The 26,430-nt window shown below is 46.8% G+C and carries 25 protein-coding genes and 1 tRNA gene; 9 read left to right on the top strand and 17 right to left on the bottom strand.

The features are described from left to right. Nucleotides 1-48 precede the first annotated feature (48 nt). From ACQ76X_RS33970 to ACQ76X_RS33955, 4 genes are all read right to left on the bottom strand, one after another. Nucleotides 49-139, bottom strand: a tRNA-Ser gene (locus tag ACQ76X_RS33970). Nucleotides 140-186: 47 nt separating this feature from the next. Beyond that, a complete protein-coding gene (locus ACQ76X_RS33965; RefSeq protein WP_038598254.1) occupies nucleotides 187-393 on the bottom strand; it encodes a DUF951 domain-containing protein in 207 nt (68 codons plus the stop codon). After that, nucleotides 393-1,424 carry a mechanosensitive ion channel family protein gene (locus ACQ76X_RS33960; protein WP_438498223.1) on the bottom strand — a complete coding sequence of 344 codons (1,032 nt, stop codon included), beginning with the start codon at nucleotides 1,422-1,424 and terminating at the stop codon, nucleotides 393-395. Before ACQ76X_RS33960 ends, ACQ76X_RS33965 begins: the two co-directional genes overlap by 1 nt. Beyond that, the gene (locus ACQ76X_RS33955) at nucleotides 1,417-1,692 is read right to left on the bottom strand and encodes a DUF3343 domain-containing protein (RefSeq protein WP_038598256.1); all 276 of its coding nucleotides are present in this window, start codon (nucleotides 1,690-1,692) and stop codon (nucleotides 1,417-1,419) included. The genes ACQ76X_RS33960 and ACQ76X_RS33955 overlap by 8 nt, the downstream gene beginning before the upstream one ends. A gap of 153 nt (nucleotides 1,693-1,845) precedes the next feature. Between ACQ76X_RS33955 and yyaC the strand changes: the two genes are divergently transcribed. Then, nucleotides 1,846-2,454, top strand: a complete 609-nt coding sequence (gene yyaC / locus ACQ76X_RS33950; RefSeq protein WP_438498220.1) for a spore protease YyaC — start codon at nucleotides 1,846-1,848, stop codon at nucleotides 2,452-2,454. Here the strand turns inward: yyaC and ACQ76X_RS33945 are convergent. The 12 genes from ACQ76X_RS33945 to rpmH form a co-directional block, all read right to left on the bottom strand. Beyond that, entirely contained in the window at nucleotides 2,426-2,926 is a 501-nt protein-coding gene (locus ACQ76X_RS33945; protein ID WP_438498218.1) for a DUF4446 family protein, read from the bottom strand. The genes yyaC and ACQ76X_RS33945 overlap by 29 nt on opposite strands. Nucleotides 2,927-2,946: 20 nt before the next feature. Next, entirely contained in the window at nucleotides 2,947-4,110 is a 1,164-nt protein-coding gene (locus ACQ76X_RS33940; protein ID WP_438498225.1) for an aminotransferase class V-fold PLP-dependent enzyme, read from the bottom strand. A 94-nt stretch (nucleotides 4,111-4,204) separates the two neighbouring features. Continuing rightward, nucleotides 4,205-5,047: a ParB/RepB/Spo0J family partition protein gene (locus tag ACQ76X_RS33935; protein ID WP_438498216.1), complete on the bottom strand. Its 843-nt coding sequence runs from the start codon at nucleotides 5,045-5,047 to the stop codon at nucleotides 4,205-4,207. Next, nucleotides 5,040-5,801 carry a ParA family protein gene (locus tag ACQ76X_RS33930; protein ID WP_438498214.1) on the bottom strand — a complete coding sequence of 254 codons (762 nt, stop codon included), beginning with the start codon at nucleotides 5,799-5,801 and terminating at the stop codon, nucleotides 5,040-5,042. Before ACQ76X_RS33930 ends, ACQ76X_RS33935 begins: the two co-directional genes overlap by 8 nt. A 210-nt stretch (nucleotides 5,802-6,011) precedes the next feature. Continuing rightward, nucleotides 6,012-6,827, bottom strand: coding sequence for a nucleoid occlusion protein (noc, locus tag ACQ76X_RS33925; protein WP_438498212.1), 816 nt, complete (start codon nucleotides 6,825-6,827; stop codon nucleotides 6,012-6,014). Between the two features lie 485 nt (nucleotides 6,828-7,312). Next, entirely contained in the window at nucleotides 7,313-8,035 is a 723-nt protein-coding gene (rsmG, locus tag ACQ76X_RS33920; protein ID WP_438498210.1) for a 16S rRNA (guanine(527)-N(7))-methyltransferase RsmG, read from the bottom strand. Nucleotides 8,036-8,038: 3 nt separating this feature from the next. Beyond that, entirely contained in the window at nucleotides 8,039-9,925 is a 1,887-nt protein-coding gene (gene mnmG / locus ACQ76X_RS33915; RefSeq protein WP_438498209.1) for a tRNA uridine-5-carboxymethylaminomethyl(34) synthesis enzyme MnmG, read from the bottom strand. Between the two features lie 94 nt (nucleotides 9,926-10,019). Then, nucleotides 10,020-11,396: a tRNA uridine-5-carboxymethylaminomethyl(34) synthesis GTPase MnmE gene (mnmE, locus tag ACQ76X_RS33910; RefSeq protein WP_438498208.1), complete on the bottom strand. Its 1,377-nt coding sequence runs from the start codon at nucleotides 11,394-11,396 to the stop codon at nucleotides 10,020-10,022. 98 nt (nucleotides 11,397-11,494) lie between these two features. Then, a complete protein-coding gene (gene jag / locus ACQ76X_RS33905) occupies nucleotides 11,495-12,229 on the bottom strand; it encodes an RNA-binding cell elongation regulator Jag/EloR (protein ID WP_038598268.1) in 735 nt (244 codons plus the stop codon). Next, entirely contained in the window at nucleotides 12,226-13,113 is an 888-nt protein-coding gene (locus ACQ76X_RS33900) for a YidC/Oxa1 family membrane protein insertase (protein WP_340895743.1), read from the bottom strand. Before ACQ76X_RS33900 ends, jag begins: the two co-directional genes overlap by 4 nt. 75 nt (nucleotides 13,114-13,188) lie before the next feature. Beyond that, a complete protein-coding gene (gene rnpA / locus ACQ76X_RS33895) occupies nucleotides 13,189-13,539 on the bottom strand; it encodes a ribonuclease P protein component (protein WP_438498206.1) in 351 nt (116 codons plus the stop codon). A gap of 335 nt (nucleotides 13,540-13,874) precedes the next feature. Beyond that, the gene (rpmH, locus tag ACQ76X_RS33890) at nucleotides 13,875-14,009 is read right to left on the bottom strand and encodes a 50S ribosomal protein L34 (protein ID WP_019914530.1); all 135 of its coding nucleotides are present in this window, start codon (nucleotides 14,007-14,009) and stop codon (nucleotides 13,875-13,877) included. Between the two features lie 675 nt (nucleotides 14,010-14,684). On the opposite strand from rpmH, the gene dnaA reads away from it, so the two are divergent. The 6 genes from dnaA to gyrB all read left to right on the top strand — a co-directional run bounded on the left by dnaA (nucleotide 14,685) and on the right by gyrB (nucleotide 21,010). Then, complete coding sequence (gene dnaA, locus ACQ76X_RS33885) at nucleotides 14,685-16,031, top strand: chromosomal replication initiator protein DnaA (RefSeq protein ID WP_438498204.1); 1,347 nt, start codon at nucleotides 14,685-14,687, stop codon at nucleotides 16,029-16,031. Nucleotides 16,032-16,227: 196 nt separating this feature from the next. After that, complete coding sequence (dnaN, locus tag ACQ76X_RS33880) at nucleotides 16,228-17,370, top strand: DNA polymerase III subunit beta (protein WP_076114399.1); 1,143 nt, start codon at nucleotides 16,228-16,230, stop codon at nucleotides 17,368-17,370. 49 nt (nucleotides 17,371-17,419) lie between these two features. Next, nucleotides 17,420-17,647: a S4 domain-containing protein YaaA gene (gene yaaA / locus ACQ76X_RS33875; RefSeq protein ID WP_038584289.1), complete on the top strand. Its 228-nt coding sequence runs from the start codon at nucleotides 17,420-17,422 to the stop codon at nucleotides 17,645-17,647. 23 nt (nucleotides 17,648-17,670) lie between these two features. After that, nucleotides 17,671-18,789 (top strand): DNA replication/repair protein RecF, encoded by a 1,119-nt coding sequence (gene recF / locus ACQ76X_RS33870; protein ID WP_438498203.1) that lies wholly within the window; start codon nucleotides 17,671-17,673, stop codon nucleotides 18,787-18,789. A 16-nt stretch (nucleotides 18,790-18,805) separates the two neighbouring features. Beyond that, nucleotides 18,806-19,054 (top strand): extracellular matrix regulator RemB, encoded by a 249-nt coding sequence (remB, locus tag ACQ76X_RS33865; protein WP_076114400.1) that lies wholly within the window; start codon nucleotides 18,806-18,808, stop codon nucleotides 19,052-19,054. Nucleotides 19,055-19,099: 45 nt separating this feature from the next. Beyond that, nucleotides 19,100-21,010: a DNA topoisomerase (ATP-hydrolyzing) subunit B gene (gyrB, locus tag ACQ76X_RS33860; protein ID WP_341097488.1), complete on the top strand. Its 1,911-nt coding sequence runs from the start codon at nucleotides 19,100-19,102 to the stop codon at nucleotides 21,008-21,010. A 133-nt stretch (nucleotides 21,011-21,143) separates the two neighbouring features. On the opposite strand, the gene ACQ76X_RS33855 is transcribed toward gyrB, so the two are convergent. Beyond that, nucleotides 21,144-21,998 (bottom strand): YheC/YheD family protein, encoded by an 855-nt coding sequence (locus ACQ76X_RS33855; RefSeq protein ID WP_438498202.1) that lies wholly within the window; start codon nucleotides 21,996-21,998, stop codon nucleotides 21,144-21,146. A gap of 388 nt (nucleotides 21,999-22,386) precedes the next feature. On the opposite strand from ACQ76X_RS33855, the gene gyrA reads away from it, so the two are divergent. Both gyrA and ACQ76X_RS33845 read left to right on the top strand, forming a co-directional pair. Continuing rightward, nucleotides 22,387-24,939, top strand: coding sequence for a DNA gyrase subunit A (gene gyrA / locus ACQ76X_RS33850; RefSeq protein WP_438498201.1), 2,553 nt, complete (start codon nucleotides 22,387-22,389; stop codon nucleotides 24,937-24,939). A 237-nt stretch (nucleotides 24,940-25,176) separates the two neighbouring features. Beyond that, complete coding sequence (locus ACQ76X_RS33845; protein WP_438498200.1) at nucleotides 25,177-26,277, top strand: HD-GYP domain-containing protein; 1,101 nt, start codon at nucleotides 25,177-25,179, stop codon at nucleotides 26,275-26,277. The last annotated feature ends 153 nt before the right edge of the window (nucleotides 26,278-26,430 follow it).

Raw genomic sequence — 26,430 nt, 5'->3', positions numbered from 1 at the left:
CCTCCGCCGATCAGCGAAGGTTGGATTAACGATTATAAGATGCTGTAGTGGCGGAGAGGGTGGGATTCGAACCCACGCACGCTGTGACACGCCTAACTGATTTCGAGTCAGCCCCCTTGGGCCTCTTGGGTACCTCTCCGCAGCAAGATTTATTGTATCATGATGCAGCTTGCTTTGCAAGCTTAATTATTCAAGTCCGCTTTCCGCTGCACGCAGAACCTTTTTCATGTTCTTCTCGAACTTTGCACGGGGAATCAGGACACTATGCTGGCAGCCGATGCACTTAATACGGATGTCCATACCCATGCGGATAATCTCCATTTCATTAGTGCCGCAAGGATGCGGCTTCTTCATCTGCACAACATCACCCAACTGGAAAACCTTCCGTTCCATCACTCTTCCCCCTCTTCGCCTTCTCTTTCCTGAGCCGCAGCGACTTGCCTTATCGGGTTATTCCCCTCGGTTTCCCGGGCTCTGCGTGCCGCTTCAAGCGCCTCGGCTTCCGCTGCCCGAGCCTCGCGCTCCGCCAGTTCACGCGCTTCCTGCTCGGCCTTAGCCGCCTCCAGACTAATCTGCTTCTCCAGCGCCTGTTTGATATCGCTCTGGATCTGCCGTTCTGCCGATTCTCTGGCGTTAGGGAGACAGTTCGCCGCCACACGAATCACATATTCTGAAGTGCTCATGGACTGAATCCCCAGTATATTCGGGTACGCGAGTACATTTGAATTACGTTCCTCGATTCCCACAAGCGCTTCACCAATCAATGAAAGAGTGCCTTCAAGCCCCCGCTCTATTTTCACCGGAACATCCACCACTGCTAAAGCGTTGGCAAGGGAATAGTTGGTCACATTGATAATGGTACCATTCGGGATGATATGAACCTCACCGGTAGTGCTCAGCAGTCTTGTCGTTCTGAGACCGATCATCTCTACAGTCCCTTTATAAGTACCGGTCTGGATTACATCACCTACCGCGAACTGATCCTCAAAAATGATAAAGAATCCGGTAATTACATCTTTGACCAAACTCTGCGCTCCAAAACCAATAGCAAGCCCCACTACCCCGGCTCCTGCCAGCAGCGGGCCCAAATTAAAATTAAATTCAGCGAGAATTATCATGATCATTACAAAATTACAGATAAACGTAACCACATTTTTCAGCAGTCCTCCAACGGTTGAGAACCGGCGGCTGTTCACCAGTATTCTGCCACGGGTCTCCCGTTCCATTGAACGGTCAATGATCTTGGATACCACTTTTATAATGACCCGGGTCAGAATGAAGATGATAAGAATCCGCAAGCCTGAAAACAGTACATTGGCCCACATTTCCGTGTTGGTGAAAAACTCCCACACCTTATCACTAAGAGTATATGCAGCTTTCAATGGATCTGTAGGTTCTTCTGCATTCAACATCCACTTATTCATCTACTCCCTCCCCTTCGGTGATAAGTGTATAACCTCTTCCTTTATTGTCCTTGCCATAGATCCCGCGGATTTCAACGTCCTGCTCCGCTATAATCTTCCGGACTTCCCCGATTGCTCCCCGAAAGAACTGAATAGACATTGCACAGCCTGCTGTAATTTCTTTGGGAGTCGGGAAGATATCAATTTCGATTTCCGCGTATTCCAGCAGCATTTCGGCGCGCAGCGCCTGCTGCGTAGAATCAAAAGCAATCAGCAGCTCTTCCTCCATCTCCACGCCTCCCTCTGGGTTAAACGTCCTATCTCTTGCCCCTGTAGTATAAAAAATCTCTTTCATCCATATACTAGGATCATCAGCAACCTTTCAACTGAAAGACAAGCCTGCTGATATTTTCGTAGAGTCCCCCTCAGAAAGGAAGATTATATGAACTCTTCTTCTAAAGCTGCACCACTGCAAGAAACATCCTGTTTAAAAATATCACATGCCGATCCCAATATCTATTCTGCTATTACCCACCGTCTGCTTTTTCACTTTTCCCGCACCCGTCCCGATACACCGATTGTGATCGTCTGTATAGGCACGGACCGTTCAACCGGAGATTCACTTGGACCGCTGGTTGGAACAGCCCTGGCGCGGTTCCACAGCCCTCTGTTCCACCTGTATGGAACACTGGACGAGCCTGTGCATGCCGTTAATCTGGAAGAAACCCTTACCCTCATCCGAGAGAAGTATAATAACCCTTTTATCATTGGTATAGATGCCTGCCTGGGCCATTCTACGAGTGTCGGCTGTATTCAGGTCGTAGACGGACCTTTAAAACCCGGAGCCGGCGTTAACAAGCAACTTCCCCCTGTTGGCGATATCCATCTGACTGGCATCGTTAATGTAGGCGGCTTTATGGAGTACTTCGTATTACAGAATACAAGATTGAGCCTTGTAATGCGGTTATCTGATATTATTGCTGTCAGCCTCTATTCTGCCCTGAAACAGTGGAATCTTCATGCTAAATCTGCTGCAACGCGAGAGCAATAACTTCCTTCTCTTCTGGAGACAAAGGATATTGGGATTCTCCCGCTTCAAGCGGTTTGGAATAGATATAGGAGTTCTCACGATTATGAAGACTGGTGAGCACAATTCCGCTGCGATTGTCATCCACTATTGCCAGCGAAAAGCTCAGGTCATTTCCGCGTTCACCGAAGGCATTATATCGCTTCATAGCCATCTTTGACTTCATGCCGCGCATTTTAGCCTGAGCAGCTTCAATCAAAGCCTTGTGCTCCTTCTGCTCCTCTTCCAGCATATCGCCTTGATTCTTAAGATCAATTAACAAGCTTTCCAGATCTTCCACACCACTACCGCTCATCATCGTTTCATATCTGCGCCGCATCTTGCCAAGCTTGCTGCCCTGAACAATCAACACTATAGCCATTATTATAACCACAACGGTGAACGCAATAACAAACCAGGATAATTGCTCATTTATTAACTGATTCAATTCTGACATATATGGACCATCCTTCGTATTTATCTGCTGCGGGCAAAGCCATATAGTTCCTCCATGGCGACCAGCATTCTGTTTATATCATGTTCCGTGGAGCTGACTCCTACACTTGCCCGTACAGCACCGCTCTCCAGTGTCTCCGCCGCTTTATGGGCCAACGGAGTACAGTGCATACCGGCACGCACAGCAATGTTATACTCCCGGTCCAGCCGATGTGCGATCTCTGCCGACTCCTGCCCTTCTATTGTAAACGAAACAATTCCGCTGCGCGAAACACCAATCCCAGGCCCAAGCAACCTCATACCAGGAATGCCGGACAAGCCTTCCATTAGTTTCTGTGTCAGCAGCCATTCCTGCCGGTGAATATTCGCCGGGCCTAAAGACTTTATCTTTTTCAAGCCTGCAAGCAGCCCGGCTATCCCTACAGCGTTTTGTGTCCCCGCTTCATACCGGTCAGGCCGAACAGTAGGCTGCTCACTGATTTCAGACTGACTGCCTGTCCCTCCATGCATCAATGGCTCTAAATCAAGGTTTGGAGCAATATATAGTCCTCCTGTCCCCTGCGGTCCAAGCAGCCCTTTATGACCAGGAAATGCAAGCAAATCAATATTCATTTGGGCTACATCTATTTCCAGCGTCCCGGCACTTTGCGCAGCATCCACCAGAAACACCGCCCCGTGAGACTTTGCGATGTCGCCAATTTCTCCGATCGGCAGAATACTGCCCAGCAGATTGGAACTATGATTGCAGATCACCATTTTAGTATTGCATATTAATGATTTTTGAAGTTCCAGCAAATCGACCTGGCCTTTAGAATCGACGCGCAAATAATCTACTTCTACTTCTAAAGTCCGGCGTAAATACTCCAGCGGCCTACGAACGGAATTATGTTCCGTCATCGTTGAGATGACATGATCCCCCCGTTGCAGTGTACCCTTAATGGCCATATTTAGCCCCATTGTTGTATTGTGGGTAAAGGCAATATCCTGTGCGTTGGAGATAGAAAAAAGTTCAGCAAGCATGCTTCGCGCTCTCACCAGTACCCTGCCTGTCCCAATGGCCAGCGAGTGATTACCACGGCCAGCATTCGCGCCGGAGTGTTGCAGGGCATCCAGCATCGCGGCAGCCACCTCAGGGGGCTTAGGCCATGAAGTTGCCGCATGATCTAAATAAACCAATTCCTCCATCTCTCCACCCTCACTTTTTCTCATTTAAAAAACACACCCCTCCATATCCGCTAAAGGATATCTCAGGATATGTTTTCGGGCACAGATATCCAAATCAGTTTCCCAATAGTTCCAGTAATCTTTCCAGGTCTTGGGCACTGTAATAATTGATTTCAATTTTGCCTTTTTCTTTACCTTGTTTAATCTTCACTGTTGTTTTGAATCGCTCGCGCAATCCTTCCTCAACATTATCAATGTATGGATCACGTTTAACAACTTTCGCTTTTATGCCATTGGCAGGTTTACGGTCCAGGTTCTTTACGACCTCTTCTAACTGTCTGACATTCCACTGCTGTTCCACACATTGATCCGCTAACTGTTTCACCGTATCCGGATCTTTCAAGGCAACGATTGCCCGAGCGTGTCCCATGGAAATTGTTCCACGTGAAACATATTCCTTCACTTCTTCCGGCAAAGTCAACAGTCGTAAAAAGTTAGCGATATGCGATCTTGATTTACCTACCTTCAGTGAAAGCTCCTCTTGGGTAAGCGAAAATTGATCCATCAACCCCTGATAAGCAACTGCGATTTCCATCGCGTTTAGATTTTCCCGCTGCAGATTTTCAATCAGGGCAATTTCCATAACTTGCTGGTCGCTAAGACTTCGCACAACAGCAGGAATGGTTGCTTTTCCACAATATTGCGAAGCGCGGAATCTGCGTTCACCGGCGATGATTTCATAACCTTTTAGCACAGCGCGAACAATAATCGGTTGGATTACACCATGTTGTCTTATGGATTCAGCCAACTCTTGTATGGCTTCCTCATTAAAGTCCTTACGGGGCTGATAAGGGTTAGCGCGCAATTGCCCTAGAGGTATCTCCACAACCTTATCGTCTTCATTAATAGACAAGGATGGAATTAACGCATCGAGACCTTTCCCTAAACGCTTACTCATAAGAGATCACTTCCTTTGCCAGCTCTAAATACACTTCCGCTCCTTTGGAACGGGTATCATAAGTAATAATCGATTGCCCGTGGGAAGGCGCTTCACTCAACCGCACATTGCGTGGGATAATCGTCTTGTAAACTTTTTCCTGGAAATACTTTTTCACTTCTTCAATCACTTGGATCCCCAGATTAGTCCGGGCATCAAGCATGGTTAACAATACCCCTTCAATCTTTAAATGCGGGTTGAGGTTCTTTTGCACGAGACGCACAGTGTTAAGCAGCTGGCTTAATCCTTCAAGGGCATAATATTCACACTGGATAGGAATAATCACTGAATCTGCAGCCGTCAGTGAATTAATGGTAAGGATACCCAATGATGGAGGACAATCAATGATAATATAATCATAATTGCTCTTCACCGCATTAAGCGCCTTCTTCAGCTTCAGCTCTCTGGAAATTGTAGATACCAATTCAATCTCCGCACCCGCCAATTGAATTGTTGCCGGGATAATATGAAGCCCCTCAATTTGTGTTTCCAATATCGTTTCCTGAGGATTCACTTCATTAATAAGGATATCATAAATGCAATTTGCTACATCCGCTTTGTTGATGCCAACGCCGCTTGTAGTGTTGCCTTGCGGATCAATATCGACAAGAAGCACTCTTTTCCCTAAAGTAGCCATACCGGCACCAAGGTTCACAGAGGTTGTCGTTTTACCGACTCCACCTTTTTGATTTGCTATGGCAATAATCTTGGACACTTATTTCACCTCGAATTGTTAGGAAGAATCATCTTGTAGGTCGTGAGTTGTTACGGCGCAATCGTAAATTGAATACGGCATCACTTTTTGCGAGAAATATAGACAAATATACAAATATCGTTTCATTTCTGTCTGATGTGATATACTCCGGTTCAAGTCACAGAAAAGGCGGCCAATCACCTCAGGGCCGCCTTCAGCTTTTAAAACGAATTATCTTTTTGGGATTTGAATCACGATCTCGTAATGGTCACCGCGGTCATTTTCCGAGGTTTTAATCTCCATTCCAGAACCTGATACCATATCTATGGATTGACGAATTGTATTTAGTGCGAGCCGGACATCCTTTGTATAGGAAACCCGTTTGGATTTTTTGGTTTGATTCACAGCTTTATAAAATGCGATCCTTGCCTCTGTCTGCTTAACATTTAAGCCTTTAGAAATAATCTCCGCGAGCACCTTCAACTGCATTTCCACACTGTCAAGAGATAACAAGGAACGGGCATGCCGTTCTGTAATTTGGCGTTCCATAAGTGCAGTTTTAACCTGTTCAGGTAATTGCAGCAAGCGGATTTTATTCGCGATTGTTGACTGGCTTTTACCGAGACGCTGTGCCAAGCTTTCTTGAGTCAATTGGTGAAGATCAATCAAATTCTGATAAGCGATAGCTTCTTCAATTGAGGTCAAACCTTCACGCTGCAAATTTTCGATTAAGGCAATAGATGCAGCCTGTGAATCATTGAACTCACGAACAATAGCCGGAATTGTCTCCAGACCAAGCTTCTTCACAGCCCGCCAGCGCCGTTCACCCGCGATAATCTCATACTGGGAATCGCGCATCCGCACGACAATAGGCTGGATCACACCGTGAGTTTTGATAGTCTGACAGAGTTCGTCTATCTTATCGTCATCAAAAATAGTCCGTGGCTGATAAGGACTGCTGATGACCTCATGAACCGGGATTTGTTTGATCTCTTCTCCGCTGCTCCGCTCGGTAAATCCAAAAAGCTTGGTGAATTGTTCTTTCATTCCGTTCATAACCACCTAATTTCGTTATAGTACGATCGCCTTGACCCTGCCTAGCGAAAAGCTTATCGTATCGTACAGCAAAAAGAAAGCTTCTATTGATTTCATTCCAAAAGATATTGCAGTTTTTTCGGTGGCGGTTCCCAGCGCAAAAATCTCTTTCTAGATGAAAAATCTGCTAAATCGGGAGTGCAACCCTTCCTAAAACTCTTACTATATTATTCTATCACTTTTTCGCTCATAATCCTATTCTCCATATGGACCTATTTTTCCTGCAATGCATGCCACGAATAAAGCTATGGAGAAACATAAGTGGAAACGGCTTTGCCGTCCTTTTTAAGGACGGTACCGTTTCAGCGAGAAATAGAAGGATAAGTTATCGTGTGAAACATATAAATTCTTATATTTCAAAAAAAGATCAAGCCCTAAGGAATAAGGACTTGATCTTTACACATTTATTCTCTCAAACGATGTTTCACGTGAAACAATCAGATCAAAGGAGATTTGGCCGGAATTCCCGCTTTACGCGGATATTTTGCTGGAGTGGCTCCTGTCTTGCGAATAATAACGATATGTCTGGCAGATTCCTCTACGGGTAAACTGAAGGATTCAACCTTTTGCAGTTCAGCGCGAAGCTCCTTGAAACTGAACTTCGCCTCCTTTAGTTCCTCAGCAGGATCACTACCCTTCATTGCTGCAAACACACCCTCTTTTTTCGTAAACGGAAGACAGAATTCATTCAACAGGGATAAACGGGCAACCGCCCGGGCCGTAACTATATCATAGGCATCGCGATGAACAAATTGTCGGGATACATCCTCTGCCCGGCCATGAATCAATTGAACATTTTCTAATCCCAGTGTATCGCATACATGCTGGAGAAAGGAAATTCGTTTGCTTAGTGAATCAACAATTGTCAGCTTCAAATGCGGGAAACAAATCTTAAGCGGAATCCCTGGGAAGCCGGCTCCTGATCCGATATCAGCCAAGCTTTTCGCATCATCCATCTTTAAATAGAAAGCAAGTGAAAGGGAATCATAAAAGTGCTTAGTATATACCTGATCCCGTTCGGTAATTCCGGTGAGATTCATTTTTTCATTCCAGGAAACCAGTTCTTGATAATAAAGCTCAAATTGCTTAAGCTGCTCCGGGTTCAGCTTGATTCCCTGTTGCTGAAGTAGAGCCGTAAACTGTGCTACAGTATTATCCATAGATTATCCTTTCGCTGCCGTCACACGATTGAAATGCTCCAAATGTACAAGAAGAATCGAAATATCTGCTGGTGTTACCCCAGCTATCCGCGAAGCCTGCCCGATTGAGATTGGAGCAATCTTAGTCAGCTTCTGCCGCGCTTCCATTGCCAATCCATGAATTTCGTTATAGTTGATATTCTCAGGAATCTTCTTCTTCTCCATCTTTTGCAGTTTTTCCACATGCTGCAGCTGTTTCTCGATATATCCGGCATATTTAATCTGAATTTCAACCTGCTCCTTCATCTCTTCGTCCAGTGCTTCAGGAGAAGGAGAAACCTGGTCCACGAAACTATACGTAAGCTCAGGGCGGCGCATCAGGGTAAGCATGTTGCTTCCATCTACGATTGGGGCAGATTCATAACCCACAAGCGCATCATTGACTTCCACTGGTTTCACCTTAGTTTCCTGGAGCCGGACGATTTCACGTTCAACACGTTCTTTTTTATCCAGGAAAGCCTCATACCGCTGCTCAGGAATCAGACCAATATCATGTCCGATAGGAGTTAGACGCAGATCAGCATTATCATGGCGAAGCAGCAGACGGTATTCCGCACGCGAGGTAAGCAGACGATAAGGTTCATTAGTTCCTTTAGTAACCAAATCATCAATCAGAACGCCAATATAACCTTGTGACCGATCAAGTACAACCGGTTCTTTATCCTGAACTTTCCGCGCTGCATTAATACCTGCCATAACCCCCTGCCCTGCTGCCTCTTCATAGCCGGAGGTTCCATTGATTTGACCGGCAGTGAACAGCCCAGGCAAACGTTTGGTTTCCAGCGAAGGCCATAACTGTGTAGGAACCATGGCATCATATTCAATTGCATAACCATTACGCATCATTTCGACCTTTTCCATCCCCGGAATCGAACGGAGAACCGCCAGCTGAACATCTTCAGGAAGACTGGTGGAAAGTCCTTGTACATAGTATTCCGATGTGTTTTTCCCTTCCGGTTCAAGGAATATCTGGTGTTTGGATTTATCGCTGAAACGGACAACTTTATCTTCTATAGAAGGGCAATAACGGGGTCCTGTTCCTTCAATGATTCCAGTAAACATCGGCGCCCGATGAAGATTGTCATTAATGATCTGATGAGTCACTTCAGAGGTATAGGTGAGCCAGCAAGGAAGCTGCTCGTTCTGCGACGACTTCGTTTCAAATGAGAAGAACTTGGGTTTGTCATCACCCGGCTGAATTTCCGTTTTGGAAAAATCAATCGTATCCTTATGCACACGTGGGGGTGTCCCCGTCTTAAAGCGCACCAGATCAAAACCAAGCTCACGCAAATTTTCGGACAACCGTACTGAAGGCTGCTGATTATTCGGCCCGCTCTCATACGTCAGCTCACCCATAATCACTTTGCCCCGCAAATAAGTTCCAGTCGTCAAAATAACCGTCTTGCTGCGGTACACCGTGCCTGTCTTCGTAATTACCCCCACACAGCGGCCGTCTTCAACGATAAGCTCCTCCACCATGCCCTGGCGCAGCGATAGGTTAGGGGTTTTCTCCATCGTTTCTTTCATCGCATGCTGATACAGGAATTTATCTGCTTGCGCGCGCAAGGCATGGACTGCGGGTCCTTTGCCTGTGTTAAGCATACGCAATTGAATGTATGTCTTATCGATGTTGCGGCCCATTTCACCGCCGAGTGCATCAATTTCGCGCACTACATGACCCTTGGCTGGTCCGCCAATGGACGGATTGCAGGGCATAAACGCCACCATATCCAGGTTTATCGTAATCATCAACGTATTACAGCCCATGCGTGCAGCCGCCAGAGCAGCCTCGCAACCGGCATGTCCGGCGCCTATGACAACAACGTCATAGCTGCCTCCTTCATAACTCATGTCTTGTTCCTCCCCAAAGGCTGCGTTTCAATCGCAGTAATATGATGAACATGATCTGCAATAACTCAGTAATGAATTATTCGCAAGAAGCATGCTATTTGCCTAAACAGAATTGTGAGAAAATTTGATCCAGCAGAGAATCGGCAGCAGTATCCCCGATAATTTCCCCAAGCTGCTCCCAAGCCAGCCTTACATCGATCTGGATCATATCAATTGGAATATGCATCTCCGCAGCCTCGTACGCATCCTGAAGCGACCTATGCGCTTTTTTGAGCAGTGCGATATGGCGTACATTACTTACATAAGTCAAATCGCCCGATTCCAGCTTTCCGCCAAAAAAGAGCTCCGAAATAGCCTCTTCCAGTTTATCCAGGCCTTCCTCTTCCAGTACCGACATCGGGACAATGCTGGCCTCGCTAAAATATTCGTGCAGCTTGGCTTTATCCAGGCGTGCCGGTAAGTCCATTTTATTCATGATGACTAAGGCTTGTCTACCGTGGATTTGTTCCATAAGTTCCAGCTCATCTTCATGCAGCTCTTCATTTGCATTCAGCACCAGCAGAATCAGGTCGGCATCACTAAAAGCTGCTTTGGAACGCTCTACCCCGATTTTTTCCACTACATCCATGGTTTCACGAATACCTGCTGTATCCAGCAGCCTCAACGGTATATTATTAATCGTTACAAATTCCTCTATGACATCACGTGTTGTTCCTGGAATATCCGTTACAATCGCTTTGTTATCACGAGCCAGTGCATTCAGCAGGGATGATTTACCGACATTGGGACGGCCCACAATAGCTGTCGTAATGCCTTCGCGCAAAATTTTTCCTTCATTAGCAGTCTTGAGCAGCTTATTAATGCCGTCCATTACTTCACTGCTCTTGTCTTTAATAAACTCAGCGGTTAAGGATTCCACATCATGTTCGGGATAATCAATATTCACTTCAATATGCGCCAGCGTCTCAATAAGGGTATGGCGCAGGGACTGAATACGCTGGGACAAAGAACCGCTAACCTGCTTCAGCGCAACGGAAAAAGCCCGGTCCGACTTGGAACGGATCAAATCAATCACCGCTTCTGCCTGGGAAAGGTCAATTCGTCCGCCCAAAAAAGCACGCTTGGTGAATTCACCCGGCTCAGCCAACCGGATATCCTGCTGCAACAGCAGATCCATCACTCTTCTGACCGAAATCACCCCGCCATGGGCACTAATCTCCACTACATCCTCTGTTGTAAAAGAACGCGGCCCCTTCATCACAGTTACCAGTACTTCTTCCATTCGTTCGCCGTCAGCCGGACTTATAATATGACCGTAATGAACGGTATGTGATTCCGCTTCAGTCAGCGGGACCCGGCTGCGGAACAAGGGTGCGACCTGGGAGATGGCCTGTGGGCCGCTCACCCGGATGATCGCAATTCCCCCTTCGCCTAATGCCGTCGATACGGCAGCGATGGTGTCACTAAGCATGCTGTTATTCACCTCGATATAATCTATACTTTCTTCTATTTTAAAAAAAGCAATGACCCCTTACATTGGTCAAGGAGTCATTGCGGCAATATTAGTCTCTACTTCAATGTTATAACGACACGGCGATTCGGTTCTTCACCCTTACTAAGGGTGTTGACCTGCCGGTGATCCTGCAGCCTGGCATGTATAATCTTCCGTTCCTGCGGTGACATCGGCTCCAGCACGACCTCTTTACGGGTTCGAACTACCCGTCCCGCAAGCCGGTCAGCCAGTTCTTCCAATGTCTTTTTGCGGCGTTCGCGGAAATTCTCCGCATCCAGCACCAGCCGGATGAAACTGTCAGAATAACGGTTGGCCACAATATTAGCCAAATACTGCAAAGCATCGAGAGTTTGTCCTCTTCTGCCGATCAGCAGCCCCAGATCCGGACCGGAAATTTGCAGAATGGTCGATTCCTTCGTATGAACGATTTCCACTTCTACCTCAAGCCCCATACTCTTGGCGACATCCACGATGAAATGAACGGCCTCTTGGTATGCTTCCTCCACCGGTTGTCCGGAATCTTGGCGCGGCACGCCGCCGACAGCCTCCTGTTTGCTCTCTCTAGATGACTGCTGAGGCATTGACGGAGCACTCGCCGCTGATGCCGGTGCGGCCTCGGCAATTAAGGTTAATTCAACCTTGGCATCCTTCGCACCGATCAATCCAAGGAATCCTCTTGACGGCTGTTCAAGTACGTTGACCGTGACCCGGTCCTTTTGAACTCCAAGCTGGTTAAGTCCCCGTTCTACAGCTTCTTCAATGGTTTTCCCTGTTGCGACGATTTTGCTCATTTTGACTTTTTGGCCCCCTTCGATCCTTTGCTTCCATTGCTTTTCGTAGCGGAAGCAGGATTCTTGCTCTTCACAAGGTTAACTTCACTGCTGCTACCGGCACCTGCAACAGCCAATTTGGTCTTATCGTTGTTACGGTATAAGAAGTAGTTCTGAATAATGGTGTAAAGGTTACTGTAGAACCAGTACAGTGGAAGTGCTGAAGGGAAATTGTAGGACATGATGAAAATCAGAACCGGATATACCATCATCATGAACTGCATAGGGCCCTGCTGTTGAACCGGATTCATCTTGGTCATCATTCTGGTCTGCAGGAATGTAGTAGCTGCAGCCAGCAACGGCAGGATGAACAGATGATCGGGTTTGCCGAGCTGGAGCCACAAGAACGAATGCTCCCGCAGAGCAGGGTTGTAATAGATCGAGTTGTATAGAGCGATAAAAATCGGCATTTGCACAATCAGCGGCAGACAGCCGGAAATCGGATTTACCTTATTCTCCTGGAACAGGCGCATCGTTTCTTGCTGTACTTTTTCAGGCTGATCTTTATATTTTTTCTGGATCTTTTGGAGTTCCGGTTGAATGGCCTGCATCGCACGCGAGCTCCTTACCTGCTTCATGGTAAGCGGCAAAATTAACGTGCGGACGATCAAAACCATTACAAGTACGGCTAGTCCATACTGTCCATCAAACCATTTTGCGAAAGTATCGAGCGCTATGGCGAAATAATAAACGACATTACTTTGCCAAAAGCTTCCGTTCTTCAAATCCTCCGTAGTGTGCGTAACCGCTGATGATGGAGCGCACCCTGACAGAACAGCAATCATCAGTACCATTAGGCCGAGGAGAAGAAATTGTTTTCCTCGTCTAGTCTTCAATAGAGACACTTCAAAACCCCTCTCATAAACATTCCATTGCACCGTAAATCATACCATAATTATGAATACAAATAAACAAGCCCCTTACTTGCGTGAAGCCTTGAGCAGCTTGGCTTTGCGCAGCACATGAAGCGCACTTTTCTCCAGCTCGGCGTAATCCATGGAAAGTGCTCCTTTACGAACGATGAAGACCATGTCCAGCCCGCCGGCAATTTCCGGTTCATGATGGCGGATAATTTCCTTCACCAGTCGTCTCATCCGGTTACGGACGACAGCGTTTCCGACCTTTTTGCTAACCGACACACCCAACCGAAACCGCTCCACCTCTTTTCTGCTGAACCAATACACTACAAACTGATGATTCGCAAATGACTTCCCATGGCGATATACGCGACTGAAGTCGGCACGGTTTCGTAATCGTAATCTTATGTGCACGGGAATCTCCTATTCAAAGACCGGACACGATGAGCTCCGGAATTTTTCTTCTAATTAGTATAGTCATCCGGCTGCCGCCATAAACGGTTGAGTCCGGACATATGGCTTATTCCTTCATTTACATCCGCATACATTAAAAAGCCCCGCAAAGTGTAGCCAACATCCTCTGCAGAGCTTAACAAATATTCATGCACTCGTGAAAAACGGAACCTCCTCCATTATAAAGGCCGATCTCCGTTTCTCAGGCTATATAAGGAAGCGAACCATGTGATGCACCTGTCCTGCCCCCTTATATTTAAAAAAGGACCACCGCAGTGGTCCTTAAGTGGCCTAACTTACGCACTCAAAACTTTTCTGCCTTTCAAGCGGCGGGCTGCCAGCACTTTGCGGCCGTTTTTCGTGCTCATTCTTTTGCGGAAACCATGCACCTTCTTGCGTTTGCTCACATTCGGTTTGAACGTCGGTCTCATGTATTGCACCTCCCTTACAGGAACTTAATTACTGTCATATTAGCAGAAACGGACTAAGCCGCTCTTTTGAGTAGGGACAGTATCTACAAGTATTGTCATTATAATTTGAAGACATATCCTCACAGAAAACACCTTTATATATTTAAACACATAATGTGTGAAAAAGTCAACCTTGTCTCTCCTACCTTACTCCCCCTCATTTAAATCCGCTTATCCACAATCCACCGATCCAAAAATTTAATCCACAGCGTTTTACAGTTATCCACCTGTGTGCAAAAAATGAAGTCGACTAATCACACATGCGCACAACCTGTGTATAAAAAAATCGAAGTCATGACGGAAACTGTCGAACGGTAAACAAATTATCAACAATATGTAGTGTTGTTCTTAAAAATTATACACAAGTGCTTGAATTTGTGGATAAAATGGTGTCGCTCATTGAAAAGTAAGGGGGCATTTGCTATGATGGTATTACTTTTGAATGTGAATAGATTTGTTTGTTCTATATATTATCAACAAGCTGTGGATAAAGTTGTGAACAATTCAAATTTATCCATATTTTTTTGTCTCTTGATATTGCATATTGGGGATAAGATTCAGCACCAACCCATTTTCTTCGACATTTCCACTTCATGGCTGATGCCACATTTGGAAGATTTAAAGGAGTGACAGTCTGTGGACAGCCATACTTCCGAATTATGGCAGCAAATATTATCGATTATTCAAACCAAATTAAGCAAACCGAGCTTCGATACATGGTTTAAGGCTACGAAGGCATTAACTCTTAGCCAGCACGCCATTATCATCTCGGCACCTACAACGTTTGCCGTAGAATGGCTGGAAAGTCGTTACACCAAATTGGTAGGGGCTACGGTTTATGAAGTTACCGGACAACAGGTTGACGTCAGATTTGTGATTGAGGAGAACAAGCCCGTAGAGCCTGTAATCCAGCAGATGACGCCTTCTCCCGCAGTATCGCGTGAAGAAGCGCAGACTCATTTGCTTAATCCCAAATACACTTTCGATACGTTCGTTATCGGCTCCGGCAACCGGTTTGCGCATGCAGCCTCACTGGCTGTAGCGGAAGCGCCTGCCAAAGCGTATAACCCCTTGTTTTTGTACGGCGGGGTGGGTCTCGGGAAGACTCATCTAATGCATGCCATCGGACACTACGTCCTGGAACATAACCCTAACAATAAGGTTATCTACATCTCGTCCGAGAAATTCACGAATGAATTCATCAACTCCATCCGTGACAACCGCGGTGAAAGCTTCCGTAACAAATACCGCAACGTTGACATTCTGCTGATTGACGATATTCAATTCCTGGCCGGCAAAGAGTCAACGCAGGAGGAATTTTTCCATACGTTTAACGCTCTTCATGAAGAACGCAAGCAAATTATTATCTCCAGCGACCGTCCCCCAAAGGAAATTCCCACTCTGGAAGAACGGCTTCGTTCCCGTTTTGAATGGGGACTCATTACCGATATTCAACCGCCTGATCTGGAGACGCGGATTGCCATTTTGCGCAAGAAAGCCAAGGCGGAGAACCTGGATATCCCCAATGAGGCCATGATGTACATCGCCAACCAGATCGATACGAACATTCGCGAGCTTGAGGGCGCATTGATCCGGGTTGTCGCCTATTCATCGCTTACCAACCAGGACGTAACCACTCATCTGGCAGCCGAAGCACTGAAGGATATCATCCCTTCCAGCCGGCCGAAGATGATTACCATGAATGATATTCAGCAAAAGGTCGGCGAATATTACAATTTGCGCATGGAAGATTTCAAGGCGCGCAAACGCACCAAAGCCGTAGCTTTTCCACGTCAAATCGCTATGTATCTCTCCCGTGAATTAACGGATTATTCGCTTCCCAAAATCGGAGAAGCTTTCGGGGGACGTGACCATACGACAGTTATACATGCCCATGAGAAGATTACGCAGCAATTAAAGGTAGACCAGGAGTTGTACAAAGTGGTAAATAATCTTGCGGAGAAAATTAAAAATCCTTCCTAAGAGGAACAAAGAGCCTATGCACAATCTATACACATGTGGATAGGCTTAATTTTATGCTGTTTCCGGGGTTATCCACATAAACGGCTCCCCTACTACTAATACTATTAAATAACTATAATAATTCATCTTCTAAGAGCAGGTTTCGAAGAGGAATTACGTACACCTATTTCCCAATTTTTCAGCTAGGAGTGAAATCATGAAAATCAGCATTCTTAAAAATGAACTCAACGAATCAATCGGGCACGTATCCAAGGCAATCTCCAGCAGAACCACGATCCCCATTCTGACCGGCATTAAGCTGGAGGTAAGCCATCAAGGCGTTACCCTGACTGCAAGTGATACGGACATTTCCATCCAGTCCTTCATACCTGCAGAGAACGATAGCCATACCATCGTAAAAGTGGAGCAGCCAGGCAGCGTTGTGCTTCCAGCCAAGTTTTTCGTCGAGATCATCAAGAAGCTTCCCTCCAAAGAAATTCACATGGAAGTTAAAGAGGGCTTTCAAACCTATATCTCTTCCGGCTCCACGGAAATTCAGATCGTCGGTCTTGACCCCGAGGAATTCCCAGTGTTGCCGAGCATCGAGGAGAACGAAACGATCTCAATTCCAGGTGATTTGCTGAAAAATATGATTAAACAAACCGCTTTCTCCATCTCCACTCAAGAGACAACGCCGATTCTAACAGGGATTCTGTGGAATCTGAGTGAGAACGAATTTAAATTTACAGCTACCGACCGCCACCGTCTGGCCACAAGAGCTGCGCATCTGGAAGGGACCGAGAGTGTCCAATTCGCCAACATTGTCATTGCCGGCAAAACGCTGAATGAGCTAAGCAAAATCATACCGGACCAGAATATGCTGGTGGATATTGTCGTGGCCGATAATCAGGTGCTCTTCAAAATCGACAAAGTGCTGTTCTATTCGCGGATTCTGGATGGAATTTATCCGGATACTTCTAGAATTATTCCGACCAACTACAAAACAGAACTAACTTTGGATACAAAAAAACTCAGCGAATCGATTGACCGCGCTTATTTGCTGTCCCGTGAAGAAAAAACAAACATTGTGCGTATGCAGACACTGGAGAACGGCGATGTTGAGATCTCTTCCAGCTCGTCAGAGCTGGGAAAGGTCCGTGAAGAACTTGAAGTGCTTGATTTCAAAGGCGAACCGCTCAAAATCTCCTTCAACTCCAAATATATGCTCGATGTCCTGAAAGTTGTCGAAAGCGAGCAGCTCGTCATCGCCTTCACCGGTATGATGAGTCCGATTATTCTTAAACCGCTGGATGACAGCCGCAGTTTGTATGTCATTCTGCCGTATCGGACAACAAATTAAACGCCGCTGTTCACGGACCTGTGGATAAGTGGTGGAAAGGATAAAAAACATGAAAAAAATACTTATCCACAGTGGATATATTAAGCTGGATCAGTTCTTGAAGCTTTCGGATTGCGTATCCACAGGCGGCATGGCGAAGGCGCTGCTGCAGGAAGGCTACGTGAAGGTTAACGGGGAAAAAGAAGAACGACGTGGCAGAAAGCTTTATCCGGGTGATACAATAGAGGTTCAGGACAACGGCGCATTCGAGATTGAAGGCGGCGGAATAAAAGAGTAGTTCACCCAAGGAGGCAGAGGTTCGTGTTTGTTAAAAATATCGGTCTGCAGCATTACCGTAACTACGGGCTGCTGCGTCTGGAGAGCCTGGGCGATGTGAACCTGATTCTCGGTCAGAATGCCCAGGGCAAAACAAACCTCATGGAGGCTCTGTTCGTCCTGGCGATGACCAAGAGCCACCGTACCTCGAAGGACCGGGAACTCATTTCTTTCGATGCTCCCGGAGGATCCGCGCAAATTGTTGCCGAGGTGGAACGTAAATATGGCGATTTGAAGCTGGAGCTGACCTTGTCCGCCCAAGGCAAAAAAGCCAGAATCAACGGGCTGGAACAGCGCCGGCTCAGTGAATTCGTCGGATCGCTCAACGTGGTGATGTTCGCTCCGGAAGATCTGGAGATCGTCAAAGGGACACCTGGAATACGGCGCCGGTTTCTTGATATGGAGATTGGCCAGGTGCAGCCAAGTTATCTTTTCCATCTGCAGCAATACCAGAAGGTGCTTCTGCAAAGAGGCAATCTGCTGAAGCAGCTATGGGGCAAAGAAGCAGCAGGCAAGGAGCTGTTGGAAATATGGGATGCCCAACTTATAGAGCATGGTGTTAAAATCGTCAAAAAAAGGAAACAATTCATAAAGAAGCTGCAAATCTGGGCAGAAAGCATTCACCGGGGCATTACGAACGGCTTGGAAGAGCTGAAATTGCTGTACGTCCCCTCTTTCGGCGAGCGGGACGAGGAAGATGAAGCTGTCTTATTAGACAAATTTATGTTAAAGTTATCACAAACAAGAGATCAGGAAATTAGGCGCGGCATGACGCTGACGGGTCCCCATCGGGATGACCTGTCCTTTTTTATCAACGGAAGAGAAGCTCAGGTCTACGGTTCTCAGGGGCAGCAGCGCACGGCAGCTTTATCGCTCAAGCTGGCGGAAATCGAGCTGATCCATGAAGAAATCGGGGAATATCCTGTGCTGCTTCTTGATGATGTTTTGTCCGAGCTTGATCCTTACCGCCAGACTCAGCTTATAGAAACCTTTCAAAGCAAGGTACAAACCTTCATCACTGCCACCGGTGTGGAAAGTTTAAGTGCCGATAAATTAAAAGGCGCAAGCCTATACCATGTTCATGATGGAAAAGTGGAGTTATAAAGAGCGGAGGAAGAGAATGTATATTCATTTGGGCGGAGAAAAGATTATTCGATCCTCAGAGCTGATTGCTATATTTGATATATCGATTGAGAAATCCTCGAAGGTGTCGAAGCAGTTCATTGTTCATTCCCAGCAGGATAAAAAACTGGAACGAATCGGTGAAGAGGAAGCGAAGTCCATTGTCGTGACCAAAAATACTGTGTACTACTCCCCTATTTCCTCCTCCACTCTCAAAAAAAGAGCCAAAATCTTGTTGGAAATATAAGCTTTTCAGGTTACAAGAGATAATCAGAAAGAAGTAGGTGAAGGCATGTCAATGAATCAACCGACATATGATGAGAGCCAGATTCAGGTACTGGAAGGGCTGGAAGCTGTTCGGAAACGTCCCGGCATGTACATTGGCTCCACTAGCGCTAAAGGTCTGCATCATTTGGTTTGGGAGGTCGTCGATAATAGTATCGATGAGGCGCTGGCAGGTTTTTGCGACCGGATTCAAGTGATGATTCATGAGGATAACAGTGTGACCGTTATTGATAACGGACGGGGTATCCCTGTCGGTGAGAACGTGAAGCTGAAGAAATCGACGCTTGAGGTTGTAATGACTGTCCTGCATGCAGGTGGTAAATTCGGCGGTGGCGGATATAAGGTTTCGGGCGGTCTTCACGGTGTAGGGATATCGGTTGTGAACGCATTATCCGAGAAGGTAGTTGTAACCGTCAAACGTGACGGCCACGTCTACCAGCAGGAATATAGACGCGGTGCACCGCAATATGATATCAAGATTATCGGAGATTCCGACGAGACGGGTACCACTACAACCTTTCATCCGGATTCGGAGATTTTCACCGAAACGACAGTCTTCGAATACAACACGCTCCTTACCCGTATCCGCGAGCTGGCGTTCCTTAACAAGGGAATCGAGCTTTCATTGCTGGATGAACGGACTGGGGTTTCCAATACCTTCAAATACGATGGCGGTATCGTGGAATATGTGAAATATTTGAACGAGAAAAAAGAGGCACTTCATGAGGATCCGATCTACGTGGAAGGCTCACGGGATATGATTGCGGTTGAAGTAGCTCTGCAATATAACGATTCGTACACAGAGAACATTTACTCTTTTGCCAACAATATCAATACACATGAAGGCGGAACGCATGAATCCGGCTTTAAGAGTGCACTGACACGGATCATCAATGATTATGCCCGCAAGACCGGCGTGATCAAGGACAGCAGCAACAATCTGACCGGAGATGACGTTCGTGAAGGATTGACGGCGATTATTTCCGTCAAAATTCCTGAGCCGCAATTCGAAGGGCAAACGAAGACCAAGCTCGGCAACAGTGAAGTCCGCGGGATTGTAGAATCCCTGTTCGGTGAGAAGCTGCAGGAATTCCTGGAAGAGAACCCTGCGGTTTCCCGGCGGGTGCTGGAGAAGTCACTGCAGGCTTCACGTGCCCGTGAGGCTGCCCGCAAAGCCCGTGAACTGACCCGCCGCAAGAGCGCTCTTGAAGTCAGTGCCTTGCCGGGTAAGCTGGCAGACTGCTCATCCAAGGACGCTTCGATCAGTGAGCTGTATATCGTCGAAGGTGACTCTGCCGGTGGATCAGCCAAGCAGGGCCGGGACCGTCACTTCCAGGCGATTCTGCCGCTGCGCGGTAAAATCCTGAACGTAGAGAAAGCACGGCTTGACCGTATCCTCTCCAATGCCGAAATCCGGGCGATTATTACTGCTCTGGGAACCGGGATCAGCGAGGACTTCGATCTGTCCAAGGCGCGTTATCACAAGGTTGTTATTATGACGGATGCGGACGTCGACGGAGCCCATATCCGGACTCTGCTGTTGACCTTCTTCTACCGCTACATGCGGAAGATTATCGAAGCTGGCTATATTTATATCGCCCAGCCGCCGCTGTTCAAAATTGAGCGCAACAAAGTCATCCGCTATGCTCAAAGTGAGAGAGAACGCGATGAGATCATTGCTACCTTTGGTGAGAATGTTAAGGTAAATGTTCAGCGCTACAAAGGTCTGGGAGAAATGAACGCCACCCAGCTTTGGGATACCACCATGGATCCTGAGAGTCGCATGATGCTGCAGGTAACGATTGATGATGCCATCTTGGCTGACGGAATTTTCGATACGCTGATGGGCGACAACGTCGAGCCGCGTCGCGAGTTCATTCAGGAACATGCCCAATCTGTTCGGAACCTTGATATTTAATCATATGCGTACTCCGGCCCTCATACAGGCCTGAAGCATATGTTCTTAGCAAAGAACCTCCAGTTTCCTATTCCTTGGCGAATAGAAGCCGGAGGTTCTTTTGGTTAGGGCAATCTTTTGCTCAGGAGAGGGGTTACCGGCGGGAGACGGCTGTTTTTCTTCTCTTTAGCCGTCCATACGCCAAAGCATAACGATGAATTCTGCGATAAACAGATTTGTCGTGAATTAGTTTAAAGGCAATGATGGAGGGAAGGGTGTTAACTTCAAGCAGCCATACATCATGATGCTGATCCAGGGCGATATCAAGCCCGATCTCTTTAAGCCTAGGGTAGGCTGTTTCAAGCTGCATGGCTATTTTTACACCCAGGGATTTTAACGACTGAAGAGTGGATGCCATCTCTGCCGGACTCATATGTTCTTTAAACAACGCATTGACGGTAAAGACACTGCCCCCGTTATGATAATTGGTCACAATCTTTTGCGGAGCGGCGACTCTGCCCAGCATTCCGGTTGTTTCCCACCCTCCATCCGGTCTTTTTTGCGTCAGTACCCGCAAATCAAACGGGCGGTCAGCATGCCGGAGCAAATCAATTCCCTGTTGGATTAAGTAGGAACGTCCTCTAATCTTCGGCTTCAAAGCATTATGCAGCTCCTCCGTTGTGGAGAATGCTTCTGCCTCCAATCCGTGGCGCAGGATATACATTATTTTTTGTTCAACCGCGGCTTCACTGCTTCCAGTACCATAATCTCCATTGACCGGCTGCTGTCCGCTGGGGCTCAAATTCACCGCGCGCTGCTCGGCTCTCATCACACCATTCCCATAAGTCCCGCGGTCAGGTTTTATATATACCGTCCCGTAGGTTCCGAGCAATTCGTTAAGAGCGGCCAAACTGTACTTTCGTGTTTCCGGGATGAAGATTGCCAGTAGGCGGTTTTGCAGGATAACTTTAGTTTTTGCCCATTTGCTGGAGACCCGTTGAATCCTCATTATCTTCCTCCTTAAAAGTTCTGTAAGTGCAACTGCATTGAATTTTCCTCGTACAAAACTTGGCTTCGAAAGCATAAACTTAAAGTTTTGTGGGTTGATCCGGATGATGAATCTAGAAAGCTGAAATTTTAGGACAAGCTAACTAAACAATGTTATAATATAAGGATATGGGGTTATGCCTTTTTGGACAAAACCAGGGCCATATAACCAATCTTCTTGTCTTTACAGTCTATGTAACGAAGACATTGGCGGAAAGGGCATTTACCCCTGACTGTGCCAAAAGAAATGAATATAGAAGATATAAATCTATAGTGTTTAATTGTGCTGCTTTTGTGAAAGTAATATAATAAAGGGTAGCGGTTTTTAACTGAAGGAGGTCCAGCAACTCATGGCTGAACAAAATAACCCGCAAGTCAAAGATCGGGACATTGGTGAGGAAATGCGCGAATCCTTTATGGATTACGCAATGAGCATCATTGTAAGCCGGGCTTTGCCAGATGTGCGGGACGGACTCAAGCCTGTTCACCGACGCATTTTGTTTGCGATGTCGGAACTTGGAATGTCTCCGGATAAACCTCACAAGAAGTCAGCGAGAATCGTCGGTGAGGTTATCGGTAAGTATCATCCTCACGGGGACTCTGCTGTTTATGAGACGATGGTACGGATGGCGCAGGATTTCTCCATGCGCTACATGCTCGTAGACGGTCATGGGAACTTCGGTTCTATTGACGGGGATATGGCAGCAGCTATGCGGTATACCGAGGCACGCCTGTCCAAAATCGCCGGAGAAATGCTTCGCGATCTCAACAAGGAAACAGTTGATTTCGCACCTAACTATGACGGTGAAGAGAATGAACCTGTAGTTTTGCCTGCGCGGTATCCTAACCTGCTCGTTAACGGGGTATCCGGGATCGCTGTAGGGATGGCTACCAACATTCCTCCGCATAATCTGGGTGAAGTCATTGATGGCGTACAGGCGATGATCAAGAATCCAGAGATCACACCTATGGAGCTTATGGAATATATTCAAGGGCCGGATTTCCCTACAGCGGGCTATATTTTGGGCCGTGAAGGTATTCGCCAAGCTTACCGTACAGGACGCGGATCGGTTACGATGCGTGCTAAAGCAACCATCGAGGAGAACAATGGTAAAGCGCGGATCATTGTGCATGAACTGCCTTATCAGGTCAACAAAGCGAGATTGGTTGAAAAGATTGCAGAATTGGTACGTGAGAAACGGATCGAGGGAATAACCGATCTTCGTGATGAGTCCGACCGTAACGGTATGCGCGTTGTAATTGAGATGCGGCGTGATGTCAATCCAAGTGTCGTACTCAATAACTTATACAAACACACTGCCATGCAATCTACATTCGGTATCAATATGCTGGCTATCGTAGGCAACGAGCCAAAGATTCTGAATCTTCGCGACGTGCTGTATCACTACTTACAGCATCAAATCGAAGTTATCCGCCGGCGGACGATCTTTGATCTGAAGAAGGCTGAGGCACGGGCGCATATTCTGGAAGGTCTGCGTATTGCACTGGATCATCTGGATGAGGTTATTGCGCTGATCAGAGCTTCCCGTACGACGGATATCGCCCGTGAAGGCTTGATGGAAACATTCAGCCTCAGTATTGAGCAGGCTCAAGCAATTCTCGATATGCGGATGCAGCGCCTGACCGGATTGGAACGGGAAAAAATTGAGAACGAGTATAATGAATTGCTAGTCAAGATTGCCGAGTATAAGGAAATTCTGGCCAATGAGCATCTCGTGCTGGATATCATCAGCAGCGAGCTTCAGGAAATCCGTGATAAATTTTCGGATGACCGCCGCACCGAAATCACTGTCGGCGAAGAAAGCATTCTTGACGAGGATCTGATCCCGCGTGAAGAGGTTGTCATTACGATTACGCATACCGGTTATATCAAACGTCTACCGGTCAGCACATATCGCAGCCAGAAGCGTGGAGGCCGCGGTGTGATCGGGATGGATACCAAGGATGAGGATTTCGTGGAGCATCTCTTCGTGAGTAATTCCCATAATTACCTCATGTTCTTTACCGATAAGGGCAAAGTGTACCGGATCAAGGCGTATGAGATTCCTGAGCTCGGACGTACTGCACGGGGGACGCCGATCATCAACCTGATTCAAATTGAGCAGGGTGAGAAGATCAGTGCAGTGATCCAGGTAGAGGAAGCGGATAGCGACAAATACCTGTTCTTTGCTACCCGCGAAGGGATCGTGAAGAAAACGCCGCTTGAAGATTATAACAACATCCGCAAAGGCGGATTGATTGCCATTAATCTTCGTGAGGAAGACTCCTTGATCGAAGTTAAGCTGACAGACGGAGAGCAGAATCTGATTATCGGTACTGCCCGCGGCATGTCGATTACCTTCTCCGAGAACGATGTACGTTCTATGGGCCGCAGTGCAACAGGGGTCAAAGGGATTAACTTGGACGACAATGACCATGTGATCGGAATGGACTGCGTGGACAAGGAGCTTGAGGTGTTGATCGTAACGACTAAGGGTTACGGCAAACGTACACCTGCCAGCGACTATCGTTCACAAACCCGTGGCGGTAAGGGAATCAAGACCATTAATCTTACGGATAAGAATGGACCGGTTGTTGGCTTGAAGGTTGTTAAGAAAGACGAAGACCTGATGATCATTACAACGAGCGGGACCTTGATTCGTACGAGTATGGATGGGATTTCTACTATGGGCCGTTATGCGCAGGGCGTTAAGCTGATTAATATCCGTGAGGATGATGCAGTAGCCACCCTTTGCAGAGCCGATAAGAATGAGGAAGACGAATTGTCCGAGCTCGAGGACGGCGAAGAGGGCCAGGTTATAGCGGTAGATGAAACTGCTGAAACTATTGAAGCCGCTGAGCCTGAAATGGACGCCGGCAATGACGAGGATATTCTCGAATAGCACCCTATAAAGAGAGCACAGGTTTCTTATAAGAAGCCCGTGCTCTTTTTTGCTTTTTAATATAATTTATATGGATTGCCGATACACTATCTAGCCGCTTGCAAGTATCCATACTATAATTAGAGAATCAAGTACTCCGGTGCTGCCTGGCGGCACACCAGTTAGCCGGTAATGTTCAGTCTCTATATAGAGCAGCATTCCTGAGCGCAAGTGTCATGAAGTAGAGGGGCTGAGTAGATGCCAAATATATCCGTAGCAGAAGTTAAACCAGGTTCAAAAATTATTAAAGATGTAGTTACCCCTTTAGGAGGAGTATTATTTCCCAAGGGAAAAATAATACTGCCACGCGACGTTGAGATTCTGCAGGCTTTTTTAATTCAACAGGTGGAGATTGAAGGCAACCAGGGAGAGGCTATACCTGCTGAAAATGTTAAAGCAGCCGCGAAGACGTTGCCAGTCAAGACAGGAGCACTCATTAATGAGTCAGTACTGGCCAAAAGCAATTCCTCTTTACATGATGAATATGAGAAGATGCTGATTTTGATTAAGCAGAGCTACGGTTCTGTTGCTGCTGCCTCGATACCCATTTTTGAATTACGCAGTCAGTTGGAAGCATTGATCGGCAATTTAAAAGATTATCATGTCTTGAAGTTTGCTCCACGGGTTCTGCATGATGAAGACTATAACTATCACAATGCAGTGCTGTCGGCATTAACCTGTTATAAGATAGCCCAGTGGTGCGGATATCCGCAGAAAGATTGGATGCAGGCCGCATTTGCTGGTTTGCTGCATGATATCGGTAACGTTAAAGTAGATGGGGCACTACTGCACAAGCCGACCCCGCTGAATGGAGCGGAATTAGAAGAAGTCCGCAGACATACCACTTATGGATACCAGCTGCTGAGAAATGTTACAGCTATTAACGAAGGGGTTAGACTTGCGGCACTTCAGCATCACGAAAAAATAGACGGTACAGGTTATCCTCTCCATCTGGAGGGCAGCCAGATCCATGTCTACGCCAAGATCGTTGCTGTGGCTGATATCTTTCACGCCATGACCCTGGAGAAGGCATACAGAAAGGCTCAGTCGCCTTATCTGGTATTGGAGCAGCTACAGACCGAAAGCTTCGGGAAGCTGGATCCGGTTATCGTTCAGACCTTTATTCAGAAAACAACAGATCTCTACAATGGCACAAGAATACGATTAAGCGACGGGCGTCATGGAGAGATTATCTTTACGGACCGCAGCAACCCTACCCGCCCTATGGTTCAGGTGGAAGGAAAGATCGTTAACCTGATGATGGAACGTGAGCTATACATTCAGGAGATCATTGCCTAACCCAAGGGATGAGTCCAACGAAGCTTTGTTATCGCCCTTTATGCTGGTGCCCTTGCAGTAGGGGGCGGTACAAGCTGTATACTCTAGAAAGAATTTTATAAATAATGCTTGCAATGCTGACCCATACATGATATATTCTATTTCTGGCCGCGA

The organism is Paenibacillus sp. IHBB 3054, from assembly GCF_051594305.1.
Taxonomy (GTDB): Bacteria; Bacillota; Bacilli; order Paenibacillales; family Paenibacillaceae; genus Paenibacillus_AQ.
This window is presented reverse-complemented; position numbering and strand designations above follow the sequence as displayed.

Coding starts and splice junctions, on each gene's coding strand:
- ACQ76X_RS33965 (WP_038598254.1), bottom strand. CDS start 393: ATGGAACGGAAGGTTTTCCAGTTGGGTGATGTTGTGCAGATGAAGAAG.
- mnmE (WP_438498208.1), bottom strand. CDS start 11,396: ATGCTTAGTGACACCATCGCTGCCGTATCGACGGCATTAGGCGAAGGG.
- remB (WP_076114400.1), top strand. CDS start 18,806: ATGTATATTCATTTGGGCGGAGAAAAGATTATTCGATCCTCAGAGCTG.
- dnaN (WP_076114399.1), top strand. CDS start 16,228: ATGAAAATCAGCATTCTTAAAAATGAACTCAACGAATCAATCGGGCAC.
- rsmG (WP_438498210.1), bottom strand. CDS start 8,035: ATGGATAATACTGTAGCACAGTTTACGGCTCTACTTCAGCAACAGGGA.
- yaaA (WP_038584289.1), top strand. CDS start 17,420: ATGAAAAAAATACTTATCCACAGTGGATATATTAAGCTGGATCAGTTC.
- ACQ76X_RS33940 (WP_438498225.1), bottom strand. CDS start 4,110: ATGGAGGAATTGGTTTATTTAGATCATGCGGCAACTTCATGGCCTAAG.
- ACQ76X_RS33945 (WP_438498218.1), bottom strand. CDS start 2,926: ATGTCAGAATTGAATCAGTTAATAAATGAGCAATTATCCTGGTTTGTT.
- gyrB (WP_341097488.1), top strand. CDS start 19,100: ATGTCAATGAATCAACCGACATATGATGAGAGCCAGATTCAGGTACTG.
- mnmG (WP_438498209.1), bottom strand. CDS start 9,925: ATGAGTTATGAAGGAGGCAGCTATGACGTTGTTGTCATAGGCGCCGGA.
- gyrA (WP_438498201.1), top strand. CDS start 22,387: ATGGCTGAACAAAATAACCCGCAAGTCAAAGATCGGGACATTGGTGAG.
- jag (WP_038598268.1), bottom strand. CDS start 12,229: ATGAGCAAAATCGTCGCAACAGGGAAAACCATTGAAGAAGCTGTAGAA.
- yyaC (WP_438498220.1), top strand. CDS start 1,846: ATGAACTCTTCTTCTAAAGCTGCACCACTGCAAGAAACATCCTGTTTA.
- ACQ76X_RS33935 (WP_438498216.1), bottom strand. CDS start 5,047: ATGAGTAAGCGTTTAGGGAAAGGTCTCGATGCGTTAATTCCATCCTTG.
- rpmH (WP_019914530.1), bottom strand. CDS start 14,009: ATGAGACCGACGTTCAAACCGAATGTGAGCAAACGCAAGAAGGTGCAT.
- ACQ76X_RS33960 (WP_438498223.1), bottom strand. CDS start 1,424: ATGAATAAGTGGATGTTGAATGCAGAAGAACCTACAGATCCATTGAAA.
- noc (WP_438498212.1), bottom strand. CDS start 6,827: ATGAAAGAACAATTCACCAAGCTTTTTGGATTTACCGAGCGGAGCAGC.
- ACQ76X_RS33855 (WP_438498202.1), bottom strand. CDS start 21,998: ATGAGGATTCAACGGGTCTCCAGCAAATGGGCAAAAACTAAAGTTATC.
- ACQ76X_RS33955 (WP_038598256.1), bottom strand. CDS start 1,692: ATGGAGGAAGAGCTGCTGATTGCTTTTGATTCTACGCAGCAGGCGCTG.
- ACQ76X_RS33845 (WP_438498200.1), top strand. CDS start 25,177: ATGCCAAATATATCCGTAGCAGAAGTTAAACCAGGTTCAAAAATTATT.